This is a genomic window from Bacteroides sp. K03 (assembly GCF_019734355.1).
Classification (GTDB): Bacteria; Bacteroidota; Bacteroidia; order Bacteroidales; family Bacteroidaceae; genus Bacteroides; species Bacteroides nordii.
Window position 1 is genome coordinate 170,374 of record NZ_JAASHC010000003.1, and the last position, 22,256, is coordinate 192,629.

The 22,256-nt window shown below is 38.9% G+C and carries 13 protein-coding genes; 1 reads left to right on the forward strand and 12 read right to left on the reverse strand.

Annotated features, from left to right (window positions below):
• Positions 1 to 66 precede the first annotated feature (66 nt).
• Entirely contained in the window at positions 67 to 2,193 is a 2,127-nt protein-coding gene (locus tag HCG69_RS03325; protein ID WP_221648839.1) for a S8 family peptidase, read from the forward strand.
• Between the two features lie 118 nt (positions 2,194 to 2,311).
• Here the strand turns inward: HCG69_RS03325 and HCG69_RS03330 are convergent, their stop codons facing one another.
• The 12 genes from HCG69_RS03330 to HCG69_RS03385 form a co-directional block, all read right to left on the reverse strand.
• Positions 2,312 to 4,066, reverse strand: coding sequence for a DUF4886 domain-containing protein (locus HCG69_RS03330; protein WP_221648840.1), 1,755 nt, complete (start codon positions 4,064 to 4,066; stop codon positions 2,312 to 2,314).
• Positions 4,067 to 4,109: 43 nt separating this feature from the next.
• Positions 4,110 to 5,933 (reverse strand): FAD-dependent oxidoreductase, encoded by a 1,824-nt coding sequence (locus HCG69_RS03335; RefSeq protein WP_221648841.1) that lies wholly within the window; start codon positions 5,931 to 5,933, stop codon positions 4,110 to 4,112.
• Complete coding sequence (locus HCG69_RS03340; RefSeq protein WP_221648842.1) at positions 5,920 to 7,119, reverse strand: alginate lyase family protein; 1,200 nt, start codon at positions 7,117 to 7,119, stop codon at positions 5,920 to 5,922. Before HCG69_RS03340 ends, HCG69_RS03335 begins: the two co-directional genes overlap by 14 nt.
• 31 nt (positions 7,120 to 7,150) lie before the next feature.
• On the reverse strand, positions 7,151 to 8,338 hold the full coding sequence (locus HCG69_RS03345) for a glycoside hydrolase family 88 protein (RefSeq protein WP_221648843.1): 1,188 nt from the start codon (positions 8,336 to 8,338) through the stop codon (positions 7,151 to 7,153).
• An 18-nt stretch (positions 8,339 to 8,356) separates the two neighbouring features.
• Positions 8,357 to 10,087 (reverse strand): hypothetical protein, encoded by a 1,731-nt coding sequence (locus HCG69_RS03350; protein WP_221648844.1) that lies wholly within the window; start codon positions 10,085 to 10,087, stop codon positions 8,357 to 8,359.
• Between the two features lie 7 nt (positions 10,088 to 10,094).
• Positions 10,095 to 12,254 (reverse strand): cellulase family glycosylhydrolase, encoded by a 2,160-nt coding sequence (locus HCG69_RS03355; protein WP_221648845.1) that lies wholly within the window; start codon positions 12,252 to 12,254, stop codon positions 10,095 to 10,097.
• A 109-nt stretch (positions 12,255 to 12,363) separates the two neighbouring features.
• Positions 12,364 to 13,545: a leucine-rich repeat domain-containing protein gene (locus tag HCG69_RS03360; RefSeq protein ID WP_221648846.1), complete on the reverse strand. Its 1,182-nt coding sequence runs from the start codon at positions 13,543 to 13,545 to the stop codon at positions 12,364 to 12,366.
• A gap of 449 nt (positions 13,546 to 13,994) precedes the next feature.
• Positions 13,995 to 15,170, reverse strand: a complete 1,176-nt coding sequence (locus tag HCG69_RS03365; RefSeq protein WP_221648847.1) for a glycoside hydrolase family 5 protein — start codon at positions 15,168 to 15,170, stop codon at positions 13,995 to 13,997.
• Between the two features lie 31 nt (positions 15,171 to 15,201).
• Entirely contained in the window at positions 15,202 to 18,009 is a 2,808-nt protein-coding gene (locus tag HCG69_RS03370) for a glycosyl hydrolase 115 family protein (protein WP_221648848.1), read from the reverse strand.
• A 30-nt stretch (positions 18,010 to 18,039) separates the two neighbouring features.
• Positions 18,040 to 18,729 carry a polysaccharide lyase family 7 protein gene (locus HCG69_RS03375; protein ID WP_221648849.1) on the reverse strand — a complete coding sequence of 230 codons (690 nt, stop codon included), beginning with the start codon at positions 18,727 to 18,729 and terminating at the stop codon, positions 18,040 to 18,042.
• A gap of 79 nt (positions 18,730 to 18,808) precedes the next feature.
• On the reverse strand, positions 18,809 to 19,921 hold the full coding sequence (locus HCG69_RS03380; RefSeq protein WP_221648850.1) for a glycoside hydrolase family 105 protein: 1,113 nt from the start codon (positions 19,919 to 19,921) through the stop codon (positions 18,809 to 18,811).
• Positions 19,922 to 19,943: 22 nt separating this feature from the next.
• Entirely contained in the window at positions 19,944 to 22,238 is a 2,295-nt protein-coding gene (locus HCG69_RS03385; RefSeq protein ID WP_221648851.1) for a glycoside hydrolase family 3 N-terminal domain-containing protein, read from the reverse strand.
• Positions 22,239 to 22,256: the final 18 nt, after the last annotated feature.

Here is a 22,256-nt window from a genome sequence, read left to right on the forward strand (position 1 = left end):
GGCTGTCTCAAAATATTTTTTTTGATTTCAGCCTCATCCTGTATTCTATTAAAATCTTCTACCTTCATGAAATTTATAATCACCGGAATTATTTTCTCTTTTTTATTTTCAGTACATTGCTTTTCCCAAACAATATGTACTGACTATTCACCTAAACTATCGGCTATAACAGTTAGTCAACTTCAACAATATGAATCGAAAACGACACGTGGAGTTAACAATAATGAATTTCTATTTGCGTATGTCCGCCTTATCCCCCAAACAGACACGAATGTCCTAAATGAAAAATACGGAGTGCGACTTAATACCGGAGCTGGTGGAATCTATACGGCTATTATCCCAATGGAACAGCTCAGAACTTTCGCTCGGGACAGTACAGTAATGAATATCGATGCGAGCACAGAAGTCAGAATGATGATGGATTCTGTGAGAATATATACAAATATAGATCCGGTATTTGCCGGAAACGGACTTTCCCACTCTTATCAAGGGGAAGGAACTATTATAGGAATAATAGATAGCGGATTTGATTTCACACATCCTAATTTTAAAGATGCTGACGGAAAAAATCGTATTACTTGTGTATGGGATCAAAACAATCTGTTTACCACCTCTAACTCTCCGTATGGCTATGGAGTTATTTATTCTACTTCAGAACAGATTGCAACTGTAAAACACGATATGTCTGGCGATACACATGGTACACATGTAGCAGGAATAGCAGCCGGAAGTTATAACAATATATATAGAGGTATAGCACCTAAAGCAGAAATAGTCCTTGTCTCTGTCAACAAAACAGAACAAGGGATATTGGATGGAATCGATTTTCTATTGCAGTATTCCGACAAAGCCAATCGCCCCCTTGCCATCAATTTAAGTATGGGAACAATCTTGGGATTTAAAGACGGCACTGATAACTTCTCTATATTGGCAGATCACCTTATGAAAGATAGAAAAGGAAAAATATTAGCTATTGCTGCCGGAAATGAAGGACATCGCAAATCTACCCTTACAGGTAAATTCAATTCGACAATGCGCAATGTAAAAAGCCTACTTATCCCCCCCTCTTATGGCAGAGACAACCTTTTCATACAAGGTACGGCAGATCACATTTGCCATCTAACCATATCTTTAAAAGATACACTAACAAATACATACCGATTTTCTGAAACTTTCACATCTGGCGAACAATGGAGTAAAAGTTTTCAAAATTTCGGTTTAAATAAGTCCGACAATTCCAAATTAAATATTTCTGCTTCTTTAAATCCCATTAATCAAAATCCTTACTTTAACATCAACCTTATATACACCAAACCGGAAAGTGAAGTTTGGGAAATATCATTCTCATCAGACGGAGGTAAATATATGATTAGCAGTGATTACGGAAGTTTTACATCTGCCGGTAAAAATGACTATACCAATGGTTCCACAGATTATACAATAGCATGTACAGCTACAGGACATGAAGCTATATCTGTAGGAGCATATGTTTCTAAAAAGACTTATAAAGACATCTCAGGCACACTTCACCAATCGGATTGGGAAAGAGAAATCCTCTATCCTCTTTCAGGAAAAGGTCCGACTTATGACGAACGCATCAAACCGGATATCGTAGCTCCCGGCGCAACCGTGATATCCTCCTTCAACTCATACGCTGCATCTTACAGCGTAGGGCCTTCCGATAAAACTTTAGAAGTAACAGATTCTTTTTCTAATAGAAAATACTCATGGGGGATAGCAAACGGAACTTCTATGGCTACTCCCGTAGTTACAGGTACACTCGCTCTATGGCTGGAAGCATGTCCGGAACTGACTTTAAAAGAAGTAAAAAAGATTATCGAAAAAACTGCATATCATGATTCAAATACAAGCAATACTATTAATGCAAAGTATGGTATGGGAAAACTTGATGCCATTGCCGGACTTTATGATATATTACAAATGACCTCACTCCAACAAGAAACACATCTGGCATTCAACTATATTTATGATAGAAATAGTGGAGAAATAGAAATCACCTCTCCTGATCCTGTAGAAAAAGTACACATATATTCTATATCAGGAAATATCCTATCAGTAATCAATCACCCCATTAATAATAAATTCCATATAGAATTAAATACAAAAGGAGTTTATTTTATGCGAGTACAAAGTTCGAAGTTTTCAAAAACAATCAAACTGGTGTTTCATTAAAACTGTACATTAAAAGAGCTATGCCAATTAGCCACACTATAAATTCGCTGACTAATTGGCACATTTTTTTAATCAAGTCCAAGGCGATGTTCATCTTCTTTCAGTACTATCTGACCAATTATCTTCCCCATAGCTTCAAGTCATCCCAATACATTCGTAAATATTTATTCTTCGATTTCATATAATTGGCTATCTCTTTTGAAGTATAAAGTTTTAATGGATTAAAATCCGTAATTCCGTCAGGTGATGGATCCTGACTATTATGTGTATAATTTGTTATATCAAAAACAGTTTGTTTATCTCCCCCTTTTGTCTCAATAGTCATGTAAAAACGCCCATTCTCTCTATCTCCTTCTTTACAATAATACTCCAAAGTAAACCATTCGCCAATGGGCACTTTTACTTCAGTATTCTTCTCCATCCAAAGCGTTTTAAATCGTTTATCAGCAGGTAATCTACGATCAATATCCTGTGCATCCACTTTAAAATAAAGTTCCCCTTTACCCACAACAGGTTTAGTTATTCCCAAAGTAACACGCCCGCCATAAGGAACCGTTGGCCTCCAGGCAACGTTATTCCATAATTCAACAATTGTAAACCAATTGATAACATCCGGATAATTGTAAAGCTCTCTCATATCCTCATGCAAATAAATTCTCATTGATTGCGTAAACTCCCTCAATCCTTTTTTAATTCCATAAAAATCACATTGTATTCTTGCTTTCTCTGTCGTATCAGTCATCCAAGGTTCTTTTATAAGAAATTGCAAAACCCTGTTATGTGAGTTAACCGGATCAGATACTATACTCGCCAGACGTTGAGTGGAATCACCTTTCGTATAAGTGACAGAAACCCGATCCATGATTGATTCAATATCTCTTCCCCAATCGCTTTTTATCAACGTATTTTCCTTCCCTACGATATGATGGTTATATTGTCCGGCAGGTATTATGGTAACAGTATCTTCAAAACCGGACTGAAATAACAGAAGTTCACTTCGCTTTAAATGTTTATTAGGTGCATCCGGACATTTAAAAGCTAACATAGGAGATATTTGTTTAGGATTTTGTAATGCCAGATGTGCTGCATTTTGAGCAATAGTTACCTGACAGGTATTAAAATAACCCGGTATAAAACGATTTCCAACCGGAGAGGCACCAGTAAGAGCTTCATACCAGGTACAAGCCGCTGTATATTTTCCAATCTTATTCAAATGAGAACCATCCCTATTAAAAGTATCTCCCAAAACACTTGTACGTGCATTCTGAATAGCCGTTCCCGAAGGAATTATCATGTCAATCCCAACAGAATCCGCAGCTGACCATACAGATTTGACAATAGCCTCATACATATCTATCTGTTTTCTATTATAGGTATCAAAAGCCGGTTTTGACGAACTTTGAGGATATGCCCAGGTTTGATGCATGACAAATCTGACCTGCGGATTAGTAGCATGTTGTTTAACGTAATCTACAAGATATGTCAGATATGGGAAATAGCTGGACAACACTCCCGATAGAGTGCTTACCTGTTGAAAAGTAATATAATCCCACTTTTCATCCTGAATACATTGTAACAATGTTCTCTTAGAAATAGTCTTTTTACTTCCTGCTATTTTTCGATAAGAATACACCGGCAGATCTTTTTCTATATTTTCCCAATGCTTTTCTAAAGAACAACCACCGATAAAAGCATTTGCAACTGTTATTTCCGTACCTCCTTCCGTACTCAAACCATCCAGGAATTCTTCAACAGCATCCGCTGAAAAACTATTTCCGATAGCAAGAACTTTCACCGACTGTTGGGCAAAAAGTGAAAAGCTAACTGCAGAAAATAATAAATATAAGTTCAGTAGTATAATTTTATTTTTCATTCTAACACCTTTTGAAATTAAACACCTTATCTGCAAGGCTTGATCATAATACACTATCAAGCAATTCTTTCAGATGATTTATATATAACTGACGGGGAGAACAATGATTCTTTGAACACAAAAAGGCTGCCAATCCTATTACTTCTCCCATCATGCCGGTAGTACGTTGTACACGTACTGTACCCAATGCAATATGAGTGACACTAATGTTACGTCCCGCCATAAACAAGTTTTCTATATTACGTGAATACAAACAACGATAAGGGAAAGTATACACATCCTTCCGCTTATCCGGATGGACTGCATATGCTATAAATTCTTCTCCGGGAAAATACTTCGAATTTCGTTTGTCCGGATAATGTAAATCAATTCCCCAGGTAGCAGTAACAATCGCATCCGGATAATCCACTTTATTCTTAACATCTATACCTGTCAATAAAACATCCCCAATTAAACGGTATGATTCGCGTTTACCTGCATTATAAGATAAATACGCCAGTTTGTACTTCCCATATTTATCTTTCATATAAGTTTTGAGGTATGCCCAATTACCATAAATAGCTCTGAAATTATGATCCCTTATCCGTTCGGCATCTTCTACCGTATGAAAATTCCCGAATCCGGTTTCCCAGTTCCAGACCGACTTTGTCAGTTCAAAATGATAATCCGAAGTAAATTTCAACATCCATTCTTCTATCGGAAATTCAGAAACCTTATCTGTTAACGTAGCATACCACTGATTAGAGGTTCCCATAGTCAGTCCATCCGGCTGTTCCGGAGCCTCCGGTTCACCTGTCTGCGCTCTGCTTTCACGGCCGTAAAGATGATCAGCACCGGCTAATAAACCTAAAGAGGCATCTCCGGTACAATCTGCAAACAATTGACCTCCAAAATGATGTATCTCCAATGTATTTGTATTTATAGCCTTTACCCCGCTTATTACAGAACCATCCATATCGGCCGCATATACATGCATATTTTCAAACAAGGAAATATTCTTTTCATTTTTAACAATCTTCCACCTCCAGTCATCTCTATACGTAGAAGCATCTTTATTGCCTACCCCGGCAAAGCCATTATCAATCTCTCTCATAATAGCACCAATCTTTGAATATCGGTTTTTAAAGAGATCTCCATCTGTAGGAACTCTTATCTCCGAGCTGCTGTTGCCACCTAATACGGGACGGTTATTAATTAATGCTACCTTTAGTCCTAATCTCGCAGCCTGTATAGCAGCACATATCCCGGCAACTCCCCCTCCAACGACAATAAAATCATATTCACCCTCATTATACGGAGCCGGTAACCGAAGCATTTCCTGTCTGAAAAGTCGTAAACTTTCCGGATCATCGGGCAATTTAGTATCTTTGGATTTTGAGAAAAACAGAGCATCACACCTTCCGTCAAAACCTGTCAAATCTTTCAAACGAATTTCCGTTAATTGTTTATTTATACACACAGTTCCACATTGATACCATTTCCATTCAGCGTCTCCTGACGCTCCAAGTGTTTGTTCCAACTCTTCTCCATCAATTGCTATCCTGAATTTACCAGGTCCGTTCGGATAGGGTGCCCAATCTTTTGTCCGTACCCAAACATAGTAAATGCCTGTTTGTTGAAAAAACACCTCGGTTACAGCATCCTCTACCGCCTCCCCCAAACCATGAGCCAACAAATAAGGTGAGCCCATCTGATCGATAAACTGAGTATCTACCGACCAGCCCCCTTTATTCTTAAAAAGTTCGGCCTCTACCAAAACAGACTGGCAATAGGCTGTTATTATCATCCCCCACAAAAGGCATATGCATACAAACATAAACCTTTTAATGCGGATACCCGTTTCAAGATATTTTTTATATCCAATCATACTTCAAACTTTTTCCATACAAAGTCTGCAAATGCCTGACGGCTTGCATCAGAATAGTTGAGTCATATTTCTTTGCCGCCCTTTTCATCATTGGCAAAGCGATCCGTTCCGTTTGCTCATTCTCACGCACACTCCCCCACTCCCACTCTTTCTGTCCGGAAAGATAAGGAGCCAAAAACAAATAAGCAGATTGCAGATTGTATCCATCAGGCGTTTTATAATTCCAAAGATCTTCACCAATACGTTCTCCGCATTCTGCCAATACAGTAAAAGCTCTCAAGCCGTATACCGAATAAGAAAAAGCCCAATCACGTTTCATTTCATGTGGCAGACTACCATTTAGTGCAATCTGTTCCCGTATCTGCTGCTTTCCAAATTCAACCATTTCTTTTACATATTCCAGCTCACCCGTATACAGAGAATAAGCGGCTATTTGTGCAGAGTACCAGGTACCATGGTTATTTTGCGCTTTCTTTTCCTGTATCCCAAATTTACTAGTACGCAACCACTGTACATAGTCAGAGAACCATTGTTTCAAAGCTGTATCATCTTTACCGGTCCAACTTTCAGACAATGAAAGTAACTTCACACAATCTGTCATTTCAACCAATGTCACTCCAAAAATAATACCGATCGCCATTCCTTTATAAACTCCGGGAAGGGCAGACGCACATTTAAAATGTGGATTCATCCGGGTATCTTCATCAATAAACCACACCCGCAGCAGCTGAGTTGCCTTCTTCGCATATCTTTCATCCTGAGAGTAAAACCAGGCAAGACTCAGTAACTTAATTCTATCAACCGTATTATTATACCTGGCAAGATCAAATTTCGGACCGTTCGCTTCCGGATTAATACTACAGTCCTTTCGAATATAGGGCATACCGTCGGCACTTTTCGGATTAGGCCATGCATATTTTCCAATCGCATAAAAATCGTGTTTATCTCCCGAAGGGGGAAGCATACCATCCGTCACTGTCTCCGGTTTCAATGCAAGACAGGCATCCGCTTCTTTTATCAAATCATTGTAGGACTTAATAAGTGAACTTTCTCCTTTTTTTATACCATCCCTCGTCTCTATAAGTTCTGAGAGGTCAAAACCTATCATAGGCGAAGGCTGTTGGGCAAATACACACTTAACTCCGAAAAAACAAGCAAATAAAAAAGAATAAAATATATATTTCATACGTAAATTCATTTATCTCGGTTTTATAAATCTATTCGGACTTTACTTTCTGGTAGCGCAATAAGGCCTCAACATAATAATAATCAGCATAAGTGAGAGGAACATCGACTTCAGAGTGTTCCATCAAACTCCCAACCGAGTGTTTTAAGATAAAGTTTCCGTTCGTACCCGGCTCCGCCAGGTATTCGGGAGAGGTAAGTGTTTTCAATTGTGTCTCAGCCATCATAAGACATTTCCGGGACAGTTCACCCTGAATCATCGTACTTAACTCAATGAAAGCAGAAGCCATTATAGCTCCGGCAGAAGCATCACGATAAGTATCCGGTATATCAGGAGCATCATAATCCCAATATGGAATACCATCTTCGGGCATACGCGGATGAGTTAAAATGTAATTTGCAACTTTCTTCGCATGCGCCAAATAATGTTGTTGTTGCGTTTCTCTATACATCATAACATAACCATATAAAGCCCAGGCTTCTCCCCTCGACCAGGAAGATTCGTGAGAATAACCTTGCCGGGTATGTTTCTTTTCCGGTTGCCCAGTGATAGTATCATAAGATACCACATGCCAGCAACTATAATCCGCCCGAAAATGATTTTTCAAAGTCACATCCGCATGAGAACGGGCTATAGATGCAAAACGCGAATTATCTGAATTTTTTGAAGCCCACTCAAGTAATTCCAGATTCATCATATTATCGATAATGACCGGATACTGCCATACCGCCCTATTAAAATCCCACGAACGAATGACTCCGATATGATCTTTATAACGGGTAGACAAAGATTCCGCACCTTTTAATAACACCTGTTTGTATTTTTCATTACCAGTCAGACGATATCCATTACCAAAACTACAATACAGCATAAACCCTACATCATGATTTCCCTTATTATATTTCTCCTTTTCCACCCGGGAAGTATAATCACAAGCATACTCTTTCAAAAGAGTATCACCCGTTGCTTCATACAGATACCAGAGTACTCCCGGAAAAAAGCCACTGGTCCACCACTTCGAGTCCGATGTGATGAGTTTTCCTTCTTTATCAAGTGTTCTCGGCAATAAAGTCTTTTGTTCCCATATGGATTTTGCCATTAATTTAGATTGTTCTACAGAAACAGACAGTCCTTTCTCAATAACTGCATCCATTTCATCTTTCCCAGCACAACCCATAAAAATCGCAATGAACAACAGTGCCAAAATTTCTTTTCTCATATCTTATTTTTGTTTGATTTATCTCAATATTTTTAAGCATTTCGATTGTCCGTTCACAGTAGCAATAGCAATATATGCTCCCGACCGAAGATCCTGAACAGGGTATGTCAGATGCCTACCATTAAATTCTGTGCTTTCTATTATACGTCCTACAGTATCAACTATATCAATCCGTACATCTTCGGCATGTTCTGTTTGAAAAACCAATCCGGAAGAGTCCCGGGTAAATATAAACTTAGTTTCCTGAGGTATCTGTTCCAAACGAGTTATCTCCGAAGAAACTCCGGGAATAATATGAATCTGTTCGTCCGCACTCAATGTGTAATAAAAAGCCACACTCCAGTTATACAGAGGATAAGGTTGACCATAAATAGTGCTACCTTCTCTGGAGCAAACTTCATTTACAGGTCTTAAAGAGTTACCGGGTTCACGATAATAAATATACTCTCCGGTTAAGTTTTTAGCATCCAGATCAACGTATGTGAAGTAAGCCGGATAATCATCACTATCCCGTAAATTACCATGACCTCTGGTCAAGGCCGTATTTTCTCCAATACCTGCATAAATGATCTCAAGTCTTCCCCCGGATAAATCTCTCTGTGCTGTTAAAACAACCCAATCCCCTTCTGTTTCTACCTTGCTCAACGATTGTTTTATCCCATCTTTATAGACTTCAAAGCCATAGTTCTTAAATTTAGCCCCGGTTGTCCATGTGTCCAATACCAAGGGAGGAACCGGAACATGAAACCGGATTTTAATCTGTTTCGGATTGGTAGTCCGCATGATCTTTTCCGGCTGTAAAGGTTTGAATTCTTCCCCAAGGATTTGTGTTCTGTAATAAACCTTTGCCATCATTTCTCCATACCAGCGATATCCATTCGGATCTAAATGTCCACCACGATCAGGCATCGGATAAACAGGACCTGCACAAATTATATCATCTTCTTCATTAGACGCTTCCAATTGTGCCATACCAATAGGAAGCTCTTTTATTTTTCCATATTGGCAACCCGTCTGATAAGTAATAAAAACCGGTTTTTCCGTTTGTCCATAAGTTGCTATGATATCTTTTTGCATGTTGTTTTTCAGTGTTATCAGCAACATCTTATATTCAACTTTATCAGAAGTTGATTTTGATCCGCTTATCAATCCGGAACCTTTATTCTCATAATTATTTTCCCCTTGCATAAAGAAAATTGCCGGACAGGAGATTGTGCTTTTATCATATTGTACAGCCAATGCTGCATTGGTTAATGCATTTTGAAAATCCGACACATAATGACAACGGCCAGGAACTTCCGATTCTTTCGAAAGTTCTTCTATAGAACGACCACCCGTACCACAAGACGTTGCTATAAAACGTCCTCCTATCTTTTTCTGTAAATGGTTCACTACGCCATACAAAGGGCATTCGGCAGTAATCGTACCCGCTCTTGTAAATGGATATAAATCAGTATCTCCCACACTATTCTGTTTTGCCAGCTTTCCCAACAAAGGATTTATTCTGCTTTTATCAGAATTCCAGTAATTAATCCATATATGTTCACCAAGCATATAATTCCCCGGAACGTTCTCAACCGATAACAGCGGATAAGATTGTGCTCCTACTGATAAGCTCTGCCCATACATAATAAAATGTTGATATGTGGTATTCTCTGATATTTGTCCACTCACGCTTTTGGCCGGACTATTAGCAGTTATCGCATTCGCCAGGAATAAAAATGAGATAGAAGCAGCGTTAATTTTCATACCTATCTTATTCTGCAACTTTACTTAACTTATAACTGTATTTATCGTCAACAACCAGAATATAAAATCCTTTGGCTAAATGAGAGGTGTTAATATCAATATCAGAACAAGTTTCTTTTTCCAGCATTTTTATACCAGATAAAGTATACATCTTAATATTATTCTGCCCCCCTTTTATCGAAACAGACTCGGAAAATATGACGGGGAAAACTCTAATTTCCTCCGGATATTCTACGTTAGAAAGTGAACTCGCACTACCACCTTCCGGAATGATCAAAGTCGTGTTACCTGACACTGTACCATTCAAACCTACAGCAAACTGTAATGCCCCATTAGCCTCACTCGTATCATATTGATAAATACTTTCGTTAATAGACTTCCCGGTAGAATAAGCACAAGGAGTCCATGAATAACATCCGGTACGTACTTCTATTTCTGCGGACCAAATCCACGCTGTATCATTTTTTTCAACGACATGCCCTGTAGAAGGGAATAAATTGAATTTAGTACCTCGTCCACGGGTCGTTTCATCAATCACCCGTTGATCCCGGATATTCCCACTATTATCCAATATACCAAAATTAGCTTTCCACCCCCAAATAGAAAATGCAATATCATTCTCCCGAAAAATCTCTGCCACATCGCGTATCCACTTTTGTTTAACTTCTTTATTTGTATTACTGATACAACCATATTCAGAACAATACAGCTTCAACCCTAACTCAGTTGCGCGATTTATAGCAACTTGCATCTGTTGCTTCAAAATAGATTTATTATAAAAGCCATTATAATAATTCACAACACTCTTATGTTTCTCATTTTTAATAGCATCCACATCCTTTTTAGCAACAAGTTGCCCCGGATAATGCAAAGGAATAACCAAATCTTTCAAACCATCCATCCAACTGGCCTGATAATGAGTAAGCAGGTGTGGTGAATAAAAATGAAAAGCAAGGATTAATTTCTTATCGTTTTCAGGAAGGGTTAATGTAGACAATGCACTGGCCGAATTGTGACTGATGCCTCCTACTATTAAATAACGATCCGGTTCGCGTTCACGTATCTTGGCAATAATTCGCGCCGACAAATTATTCCACACATCAGCATTCGGTGCGTTGGCTTCATTCAGAAGTTCGTACGCTAACAAACCAATCGGATAATGTCCGAATTCCTGTGACAGTTTATCCCAAATATTAACGAGTTTGTCCTGTTCGGCCTGTTCTTTCCATAATATAATAGAGTTCTTATCATCATTGAAATAGTGCGAGCGGGTAATATGCATGTCCAATATAATACGCATATTATACTCCTTGCACCATGCAATAGCATCGTGAATAAGTTGCTGGGTTTCCGGATTAAAATTCAAATCTGTATCAAAAACTTCTTTTTCATCAACAGGCAATCGTATATGATCATATCCCATGTCTGCCAATTTTTTTAAATCTGTTTTCTTGAAGTAATTGATAGCACTTCCTCCCCGGTTACTCGTCTGCGAGAGCCACACTCCGATATTCACTCCAGAGCCAAAGTCAAATTTATCATCCGAAAAATTGGGTATTGCATTATGAAACACAAATTCATTTTGCAGGTTTGTACGTGCATTAGCCGGCTCATTAGGCTTTCCTCCTACTAAATAAATATTCTCTTCACTGAAAGTACCTGCATTCGTTTTTTCCCCTTTGCTCTTATCAATAACTTTCAATACTACAGGATATTTTTCATCCTGAATCGTTATTTCAGTAGTCCCGGTCACTTTCCCCGAAGCATCTACATTAAAAGTCAGCTCATCTTTCTCTCCGTAGTAAGCAACCACTTTGTTCAAACTATTATAACCTGCCGACTTCATACATGGCCGCCAGGAATGTTCACCTATAGGGGCCTGAATCGTTGCCTGCCAAATCCAGGCAGTATCATTCTTCACTACTTCTCCTGTAGTTCCAGGCATCTTGAACAGAGGATAATACCATTTTCCTCCTCCTTGTCCCTGAAACTTCAGTTCTTCACTCAAACCGGCAACTATATTCTTCTCATCCTGACTGATATCATTACTTGTCCGTACTCCGAATGTCTTATCAACTACCCTAAGCGTAACCGGATAATTTTGTGCAAGTAAAGTGGCCGAAACAGAAAAGATAAAAAACAGAGAGATTATTTTTTTTATTTTCATACTTTAAATAATAAAAAGAGATAAAATTAAAAGCAAAAAGATAGTAGCTAACGGCTTCACTTTTACTATGAAGCCGTTAGTATGAATCTGTTTACCCCAAAAAACTAATTTATTTCTTTATAAACTTAACTGCAGTATCATCGTTTAATTGCAGAAAATACATACCATTTACCAAATCGGAAACATCAAAAGTGAGTGTTCCCTCAGGAAGCAGTTTTTTCACCACAGTTCCTGCCAAGTCTATTATTTTTATACTTTTTATCATAGCAGCATCCTGAACAGAAATAGAAATTGTGTTCACCACAGGATTCGGGTATATACCAATAGCAGTAATTTCTGTATTCTCAATTCCCGTAGGTGGTTCCAAAACATCATAAATATCCATTTGATTCCACGGTGCCACAGCTTCATAAGCAGCTCTGGAACCTTTAGGAATATATAAAATCACTTTTCCCAATTCTATACCAGTAAAGGCATCTTCTGTTGTTTCCGGAGGAGTCATACGATTTAACTCAATATCATTCAGCATCTTCTGATTTTTAAATGCATTGGAACCTATTTTTGCTAACTTCTCATACATCGTTAATGAAGTTAATGAAACAGGCCGGGTATTGGCATTAAAAGCAGAACTTCCAATCTCTGTAATACCCTCCGGAATATAAGAGATTGCCACAGAGGTCTGAGCAAAAGACAGAGCTCCAAGTACTCCCTCCAATCCAGCCGGCAGTTCCTCCAATGATTTCATAGCATAAGCCTGATAAAAAGCATATCCTTCAATCGTCTTCAGACCTTCGGGTAATTTTTCCAGATCGAGGCTGCCACAACCTGTAAAACATCCTTCCCCCAACTTAACCAAAGTATTAGGCAAATTAATTTTCTTCATCTTGCTGAATTTCCGGAAAGTACGCGGACCAATAACCTTTAAACCGGCCGGTAGTACCACTTCTTCTACCTGCATTCCGTTACCTTTTATATCAAATGCTCCTGTACTTGCTCCTTCTTTATTACCGGGAGTACTGTCATTTTCAAATTTAGCAGTACCTAAATCCAGCTTTTTAAGAGAAATAGTAGGAAACTTTGCTGCGATGGCCGAACAATCTTCATAAGTCACATTGGCATCTCCATTAATGATCAAAGTCTGAATCTCTTCTGCTCCGGTAGTTCCTAAAGCCGCATTTATTTCAGCTTCCATGGCCCCTGCCGTGGTATGAGTTACTGTTAATTCCTGCTGTGCGTTAATCCCCGTCGCTACAAACATTGAAATAGCCAAAAGTGTAATTTCTTTTTTCATAATAAATTTAATGATTAAATAAAAGAACAATTTTTAAATATAATAGAGGTTGCAACACTATATCGTTATTTTAAGAAGGTGCGTGTTCTAATAGTAGACAAGCCTTTTATATCTATATTACAAACAAAGGATATAAATGTAATCACTATCTAACAGTTATTTTTCAGATATTCGAAAAAATAGCTTAATAGTTCGAATCTAACAAGTATATACTTTAATCGATTATAATCCTATATATGTAGTAATCGATTATACATAATCTTACTATACAAAAGTATACTTCTTTACCCTCACAACATCCGGATGTTTTGTACAACAACATCCGGGTGTTGTTATATAAAACATCCGGGTGTTGTCTGGCTAATACATAGAGACGAACATCAGCAGAGTATTATTCAATCACTGTAAGAAAGTATATAAATCTGCTATCGTCGTTTAGTCTTCCTTATTTATTGGGTTAATGCATCTATCACACGCTGGTCTTTAGCCGTACCATTATCATTCATTATACCAAATCCGGCCTTATATCCCCATACGGAAAACGCAACATCATGTTCTTTACAAATTGCTGCCACATCACCCATCCAGTTCAGTCTTACCGTAGGATCTGTATTCTCTATACAGCCCACTTCGCCAATATGTATCTGTAATCCGGTTTCTTTCGATTTATCTAATGCGATTTGTATCTTTTCTGTCAAAATAGCCTTGTCATAATATCCATTATAATAATTTACGACCCGCAGATTTTCAGAGTCCCGGATGGTATCCACATCCTGACGGGATACCAATTGTCCCGGATAATGTAATTTGATAGTCAGTCGTTTTAATGCCGGCCACCATCCTGCCTGATAATGCGTTAATAAATGGGGAGTATAAAAATGTACTGAAAGCATAATATTCGGATCATTCTGGGGAATTTCAAGTGTGCTCAATGCCCCAATCGAACTATGGCTACTTGCATCAAGCACAATCATCCGATCCGGTTCCAATACGCGCAATTCATTTATCAGCCTGGAAGACAGCTTATTCCATTGTCCGGGAGTATCCGGAACCGGTTCATTCAGAAGTTCATATGCCAAAAGGCTGTTGGGGTATTGATTAAACTCAGCAGACAGTTTTTTCCACATATCAGATAGTTTATCCTGCTCAGCTTTACTACTCCACAAAGTCATATTTTCCGTATCATTAAAATAATGAGAACGAAGAATATGAAAGTCGAGAATAACACGCATATTCAAATCTTTACACCACTCAACAGCTTTATGAATCAGCCTACGTTCTTTTTCTTTCCACTCACCCTTTTCCGTAAAGATCTCAACCTCGTCTACCGGTAAACGGATATGGTCGAATCCCCAGCCTGCCAACTTCTGCGCATCTTTTTTAGTAAAGAAAGCATCTACTCCCACTTTCCGCGTAGAAGTTTGTGACAACCAGCCACTAATATTTACTCCTTTAAGTATTTTAAAAGAATCGTGTTCCCAATCAACTTCGGGCAATACAGAGTTCTCCGGACCTGTTTCGTCCGGAGTATTATCATCATTCCCACAAGAAATAATCCCCAACAAAAGCATACATCCCATCAAAACACTACAAATCAGAAGGGTACGGTAAGTTCTTCTTTTCATCGTTCACTATTTTAAATTTGTATTTAGTACTCTATCTGACAGGAAACTGATAAAATTTTCGTTCCACATCAAAATCCAACATTAATTGATCAATAACTACATCATTATCCAATGCCTTAATACGAATAATGTGTTTTCCGGGAGTATCAAGCTGAAAAAAAGTTTCTTTCAAGGTTTGCCCTCTCAGAACATTTGTTTTCCATTCTTCGGTCCCTACTACAGCATCATAGGCTACAATCCGGGAAGGCAATTCATCCACAGAAACCGAATATCGCAGATGACCTCCATTCACAGTATGTCCGGGTAATAAAGCAGTACGCAATACTGCGTTACCAGAAGATGCAGTATACACTTCGTAAGTCAATGTTTTACCTTTTGGAAGCAGTACGGCCGACTGGCTGTGTCCAAGTCCTTTTATTATTTGAGCATCCGGTTCTCCATTGTAATCCGACGCATTCCATGCAATCATTCCCCGTGTCTCAGCTTTTACTCCGTCAGGTAACCGAGCAAACGATATGTTAAAATCATAAGTTTGCCCGTCTACCTGCAAACGGAATTTCTGTTTTGCGTTTTTCAATAGTTGTACTTTCTCCTCTTTCACCTTCAATACCAGTGTCTTTTCATATAGTAGTTCCCGTTCTTTCTCTATAATATCCAGCCATACCGGTTGTTCAATGACTTTCCAGTCAATCTTCCGGTTTCCCCGGCTGAATAAGGAAAAAAGTAACTCAACATCCTGCCCTAAACTCCATAGAGGAAGTTCTGTTAGCTGATTCGGTATTAAAGGTCCTATGTGCCCATCCATCCAGATTTCCGCCGGAAGCAAATGATTCCTCTTTACTTCATCCGGTAAGACCGGCGCTTCAAAAACAGGTAGTTTACGAGGAGCCATGTCCATCATTCCATCCCATTTCCCATTCTGAATATCCTTATTATATGTCCTTGTCAAAGCTGCTATCTCATTGTATGCTTCACGGCTTTTACGGGCATATTCATTGGCCACTGGATAGTAATATGTCGCAAATAAACGGGCTTTTTGAGCATACAAATGTTTACGATTCATTGCCGATGCAGCAAGAACCGGATATTGTACCAGTTCAAAGTAAGCATCTTTACGGGATAAAGGCACCTGTCCGGCACATGCAAGTACAGATTGCACCATAGCTTCATAACAGTTCACTCTGCTTTGAAGCTCGTCTCCAAACATAAAAGGATTAAATTCGCTATCCTGCACTTCGGTCATTCCCCCTTTACGTTTAGCTTTTTGATACTCCTGTACTTTACTCCAGCCCATAAATTCCGGTTTGCGAACACCTGCCAAATGAAAATACTCTTCAAAGACTTTTGTCAATGGCCCGGCCAGTGACTTTCCGAACTCACGATTCAACCATTGAGTCATATGTTCCGAAATTGTATTTGGACAGATACTATTAATATTCCATGCCATATCAAGAAAAAATTCGATACCATATTCGGCTGGTTTTATATCACCGACATTTAATATCCACAACTTACGTACTCCATAATCCCAAGCTTGTCGCATTTCTTTATATATTAATGCTGGTTGCGTACTATATAGCCACAAATAATCATGAGGTTTTCCAAAATAAGAAATGTGATAATAGATGCCGGCTCCTCCCTTTCTTTTTTGTTCTTCTTTATCATTCAGCCGGGTTATATAACCATAATTATCATCACACCACACAATCGTTACATCTTCCGGTACTTTAAGACCGTTATTATATATATCGAGCACCTCCTTATAGGGCATGAAAGCCTGAGGAATCCGGGTAACATCGGTTTCCAAAGATTGAGTAAGCAAAGTTCTCTGGTCAGCTATCACCTGAGACAATACCTGTGTCTGTTCGTCCAAGCTCCCGGTACCCTGCATTTTACCATCATGAACTCCACGCATCCCGATAGTATATATATTTTCCGAATGCTTCAACTCATTCAGACGTTCCATCCAAAAGGTTTGTACTTCTTCCTTGTTAGTCACATAATTATATGCTTCTCTCCGGGTTTTATCCCATTCACCATTTGTGTTTCGCATCAATGGCTCACAATGGGAAGTTCCCATTACGATACCATATTTATCAGCCATCTCTCTGGCACCGTCGATAAAGTAAAAAGGAGTGGAACAACCATGCATTGCCGGCCATAAAGTGTTTGCCCGCAAACGAAGCAATAATTCAAAAACTTTTTCATACGTTTTTATCCCAAGTGTAGTATGAGGTTGAGGATCAAAATTTTTCGTACTCCAGGGAACTAATCCCCAATCTTCGTCATTAATAAAGAAACCTCGAAACTGAACCGAAGGAGACTGCACATTTTCATATCCGGCAGGAAGTACACACGATTTACGCTTCTCAATAGATACATCAGCCCACCAATACCAGGGAGAAACACCCATAATACGTGATAGCTCTAAAATGCCATAGGCTGTCCCACGAGCATCACTTCCTAATACCAGTAAATATTGTACGTCTTTTCGTTCCACTACTTTTATTTTAAAAGCTTCCCATTTACCTGCAATATCATCTGTGGGAATATTCCAGTCGGATAAATAGCGGTCAAAAGAATATTCTTGCCCCAAAGTCCCAATCAGAAGCCGGGCATTCTTCAACAAATCAGTCTTTACCGGTAGTTGTCCGGACACTGCCTCCATATCAGCAATAAATAAGTTTACAGCAGTATGAACTACATCGGCCTCATTCTGTGAATGATATACCGTCAGCGGAGTAGATGTACTCACTAACTCAAATCCCCACATATTATTCGGTACGATTACACATCCCAGCACAAGCAACAAATATCTCACAACAATCATTTTCATCATCTTCTTATTTATGCAGTTTAATTACCTCTATTATGGTTTGAAATAATATTTGATATTCTTTATTTTTACCTCGCTTACTTCACTTACTGTTGAATAAACCCCACATTTAAAATAATAAGAAGGAGCATCTTCTTTCACTCTAAAAGAACGGATTAATTTACCATCCACATAAACATAAATCTGACGTTCTGTAAACATATGTACCACATTCAGATGTACCCACTTATTGTAGACAGGAGAAACAATATCATGAGAATCATGCCACTTCAATGTACCTCCATTCTCTTCATAAGCTTTAATATTAATAGCAACAGGATAACCAAATATTTGCATCACTGCGGTACGATGTGTTCCTTCCACTACATAATAATCGGCTTCAAATTGATGATTGCCTTCAGTATAATCATTTCGCATACGGAGTTCACAACGGGGAGAAGTATGATCACCTTGCTTAAAGGGTTCATCTCCCTTGATTATTTTAAATGTATGTTCGTCATTCTCTTTATCATACGTGTATCTCTCCTCCAGATTCAAATTCCAGGGTTTTTGAATATAATAATCATATGCCTGTTCTACCCATCCCGTACCATGTTTGGGTCCATACAGTTCCGAAACAGGAATGTCATCTACAACTGGCTCGTCTTCACCTCCTCCGCAAGCAGACAATCCCGTAGCAAAACAAAAAAGTATCAATAAGCACTCAGCTTTTAATAATTTCATAATCATAGAATTAAATTATAATTAAAAAGGCTTTATCTGTCATTATTTAGAATAGCAGATAAAAAAGTAAAGTAAACTCTTATCTGTTTACCTCAGTCAAAGAGTATGCACACCATAACATAGGTGCCTGACCATGAAAATCACCAACGATACGAGGACGATCGTAATAATACTGTTCATCGTTCTTCTTACCTGTACCTTTACATACTTCAGTTATATCCCCGTCAGTATTGATATAAGGAATCAGTCCGATCCAACCTTTACGAGCCACACTCCCATACACGTTTACATCCAACCAACCATTTCTTACACCTTGGATCATAGCATATACGAACATGGCTGAACCCGATGTTTCAACCCAGGTATCCGGCTTATCAATCAGCTGATACCATGTACCTTGAGGATTCTGATAGTTCTTTAACGTTTCCATCATCTTCAGATATCCTTTCAGAATCCGGGGCCTATCAGGATGTTTTTCAGGTAAATAAGACAACATCTCAGCCAGACCTACAGCAAACCAACCATTACCACGTGCCCAATAAAACGGAACATCCGGAGCATGATAAAACAGACCATTAGGCTGCTGAATGCTATCTAAATAAGCTACCATCTCTTTGGCAGCACGATCCATGTATTTAGAATCACCCGTCACCTGATAAGCTTTTGACTGTAAAATGGTAATCATATACATATCATCAATCCACATACGTGTCTGCCAGGAAAGCCCCCTCGCGGCATAAGCTCTTTGTTCAGGAGTAGCATCCTCCGGAAGTTCCCATTGTGCATCGGCGTAAGATATACCTAAATCGTAGTATTTCACATTTTTCGTCAAATTATACAATTCAAGAGGGAGACTACCGAACATATTAAAATCAACATGATTCTTCTTTGGAAATAAATGTTTTTCTGTCGTATAAAGTGGTTGAAAACGTGCTTCCAAACGATCTTGTAATTCCTTATTATTCGTCACATCAGCAAATCTCAAAGCTCCATACCAGGTACAGACTTCCGGATAGGATATTAACCTCGGACTCATATGCCCACTCGCCAAAAAACGTTCGGCAAGTTTTAAACCAATCCGTTCCGGATTACATTCTTCGGGAAACTTTGTAAGACACTCCTGAGCATGACACACTGGAAGGAATATTCCCAAAACACTCCATACCCATATAAGTTTTGCGTATTTCTTCATATAATAATTGTTTAAGTTATTATCATTTGACTATTAATGAAACAGTTTTTAAATCCTGTTCTTGCGAAGAAGCTCCCACCATTATTTTAAAACTACCGGGTTCAACCTCATATTTCTTTCTTGACGTAAAAAAAGCTAACTTATCAGGAGTGATTAAGAAACTCACCCGTTTCTTTTCTCCCGGATTTAAAGTTATTCGCTGAAACCCTTTCAACTCCTTCACCGGACGGGTAACCGTTCCATACTCATCCTGTATATACAGTTGAGCAATCTCTGTACCCTGACAAAGACCTGTATTGGCTAATTCAAAAGATACGGTAACTGCTTCATTGGTATGTATGGTATCTTTTGACAAAATCGGATTTCCATATTCAAATGTTGTGTAACTAAGCCCATATCCGAAATGATATAATGGCCCGGTAGTAGTCAATGCGAATTTACGGGAATATTGAGATGCTTTATGGTTGTATACAGTCTGAATCTGCCCGACGCTGCGGGGAAAAGTGATTGGTAACTTTCCACTTGGATTAACCTTTCCGAACAATATCTCGGCTATAGCCCGTCCACCCATTCCTCCGGGTTCCCAAGCCTCGACAATGGCCGGTATATGTTGCTGTGCCCATGTAACACTCAACGGCCGCCCGTTAAGAAGAACCAAAATAACAGGTTTACCCGAAGCATATACAGCTTCCAATAATTCCTGTTGATGAGTAGGTAATTCCAGGTTATCACGGTCACAATTTTCTCCACAAGTACGATCACTGTTATACCGTTCAGAATTCTCTCCTACCACGACAATATTAATATCTGCTTCAACTGCTTTCTGTGCAGCAACCTTAATCAATGCGCGATCCATTTTCCTTATTTTATTGGAAAAACAAACCGTATCAATTACAGCATCCGGTGCCTGTTGTTGTATTCCTTCCAACACAGTTATCACATTTTCTTCCGGCTGCCGCGTAGTCCAATCTCCCATTATCGTCGGACTATCGGCATTGGGTCCTGTAACAAGAATCTTTTTATACCGCTCTTGTTTCAACGGAAGTAAACAATTATCATTTTTCAACAAAACAATTGATTGTCTTGCTGCTTCTAATGCAGTAGCTTGATGAGCCTCTGTATAGATAAGAGAACGGGAAGCCGGAATATCAACCAAAGGATTCTCAAACAATCCCAACCGGAATTTAGTCTCTAAGATTTTATAAACCGCTAAATCTATTCTTGTTTCCGGAATATATTTATTCCTGACTGCCTCTACAATCGCTTCCAAGAAGCCATCTCCCTGCATGTGCATATCAACCCCTGCTTTCACGGCCATACGAAACGCTTCTTCTTGGGAAGGAGCATAATGATGCATCTCATGCAAACGTTCGATATCCATCCAGTCACTTATCACAAATCCTTGAAAGCCTAATTCATTTCGCAGAATTTCTTGTAACAGATAATGATTGGCATGACAAGGAATGCCATTCAATTCATTATGAGCCGGCATAACCGTAGCCACATGAGCTTTATCGATAGCCTCAGCAAAAGGGGACAAATACAAATCGCGTAATTTCTGTTCAGACATATCCATAGGTGCAGCATTGATTCCACCGGCAGGTTCTCCTCCACCTACAAAATGCTTGGCACAAGCTAATACTCCGGAACCATCAAAACCATTCTCTCCCTGTAATCCGAGAATCAGTGCCGTCCCCATCTGTGTCACCAGATAAGTATCCTCTCCAAAGGTCTCTCCTACACGCCCCCAACGGGCATCACGAGCTAATTCAATATTAGGGTTAAAAGTCCAGTGTACTCCTGAAGATCGCATTTCAACAGCAGTTTGCCGACCTATTTCTTTCAGCAAAACCGGGTTAAAAGAAGAAGCCATTCCAATGGAAGTAGGATAAACCGTACAACCTCTATGCATACAATTTCCATGAACGGCATCGATAGCTATCAATAAAGGAATTTTCAGACGGCTCTTTCGGGCTATCATTTGCAGGATATTTGCTTCTTCAACACTATATACATGTAAACATGCCCCTACTTTACCCAAAGATATATTCCGGGCTATTTCATTGGATTCCAGCAGTTTCGAAATAAGGATATCGGGATCAGCGTTTTCAAATACAATCGATTTGTCTTTGCGTCCGTATTGTAATCCTACGTATTGACACAATTGAGCAACCTTCTCTTCCAACGTCATTTGCCGCATCAGGATACATATTCGTTTATCTATCGGAAGTGACGGGTCAAAATACCGTTCATCAATCGTCTCCTGACAAAAAGAAGAAAATAGCAGCCCAACCAAAAATAATAAAGCGTGTTTCATTTTGGATAAATCTTTAAA

What these genes read in the sequence shown, in the direction of transcription:
- HCG69_RS03325 (WP_221648839.1), top strand. Translation starts at nt 67, where the DNA reads ATGAAATTTATAATCACCGGAATTATTTTCTCTTTTTTATTTTCAGTA.
- HCG69_RS03330 (WP_221648840.1), bottom strand. Translation starts at nt 4,066, where the DNA reads ATGAAAAATAAAATTATACTACTGAACTTATATTTATTATTTTCTGCA.
- HCG69_RS03335 (WP_221648841.1), bottom strand. Translation starts at nt 5,933, where the DNA reads ATGATTGGATATAAAAAATATCTTGAAACGGGTATCCGCATTAAAAGG.
- HCG69_RS03340 (WP_221648842.1), bottom strand. Translation starts at nt 7,119, where the DNA reads ATGAAATATATATTTTATTCTTTTTTATTTGCTTGTTTTTTCGGAGTT.
- HCG69_RS03345 (WP_221648843.1), bottom strand. Translation starts at nt 8,338, where the DNA reads ATGAGAAAAGAAATTTTGGCACTGTTGTTCATTGCGATTTTTATGGGT.
- HCG69_RS03350 (WP_221648844.1), bottom strand. Translation starts at nt 10,087, where the DNA reads ATGAAAATTAACGCTGCTTCTATCTCATTTTTATTCCTGGCGAATGCG.
- HCG69_RS03355 (WP_221648845.1), bottom strand. Translation starts at nt 12,254, where the DNA reads ATGAAAATAAAAAAAATAATCTCTCTGTTTTTTATCTTTTCTGTTTCG.
- HCG69_RS03360 (WP_221648846.1), bottom strand. Translation starts at nt 13,545, where the DNA reads ATGAAAAAAGAAATTACACTTTTGGCTATTTCAATGTTTGTAGCGACG.
- HCG69_RS03365 (WP_221648847.1), bottom strand. Translation starts at nt 15,170, where the DNA reads ATGAAAAGAAGAACTTACCGTACCCTTCTGATTTGTAGTGTTTTGATG.
- HCG69_RS03370 (WP_221648848.1), bottom strand. Translation starts at nt 18,009, where the DNA reads ATGATGAAAATGATTGTTGTGAGATATTTGTTGCTTGTGCTGGGATGT.
- HCG69_RS03375 (WP_221648849.1), bottom strand. Translation starts at nt 18,729, where the DNA reads ATGAAATTATTAAAAGCTGAGTGCTTATTGATACTTTTTTGTTTTGCT.
- HCG69_RS03380 (WP_221648850.1), bottom strand. Translation starts at nt 19,921, where the DNA reads ATGAAGAAATACGCAAAACTTATATGGGTATGGAGTGTTTTGGGAATA.
- HCG69_RS03385 (WP_221648851.1), bottom strand. Translation starts at nt 22,238, where the DNA reads ATGAAACACGCTTTATTATTTTTGGTTGGGCTGCTATTTTCTTCTTTT.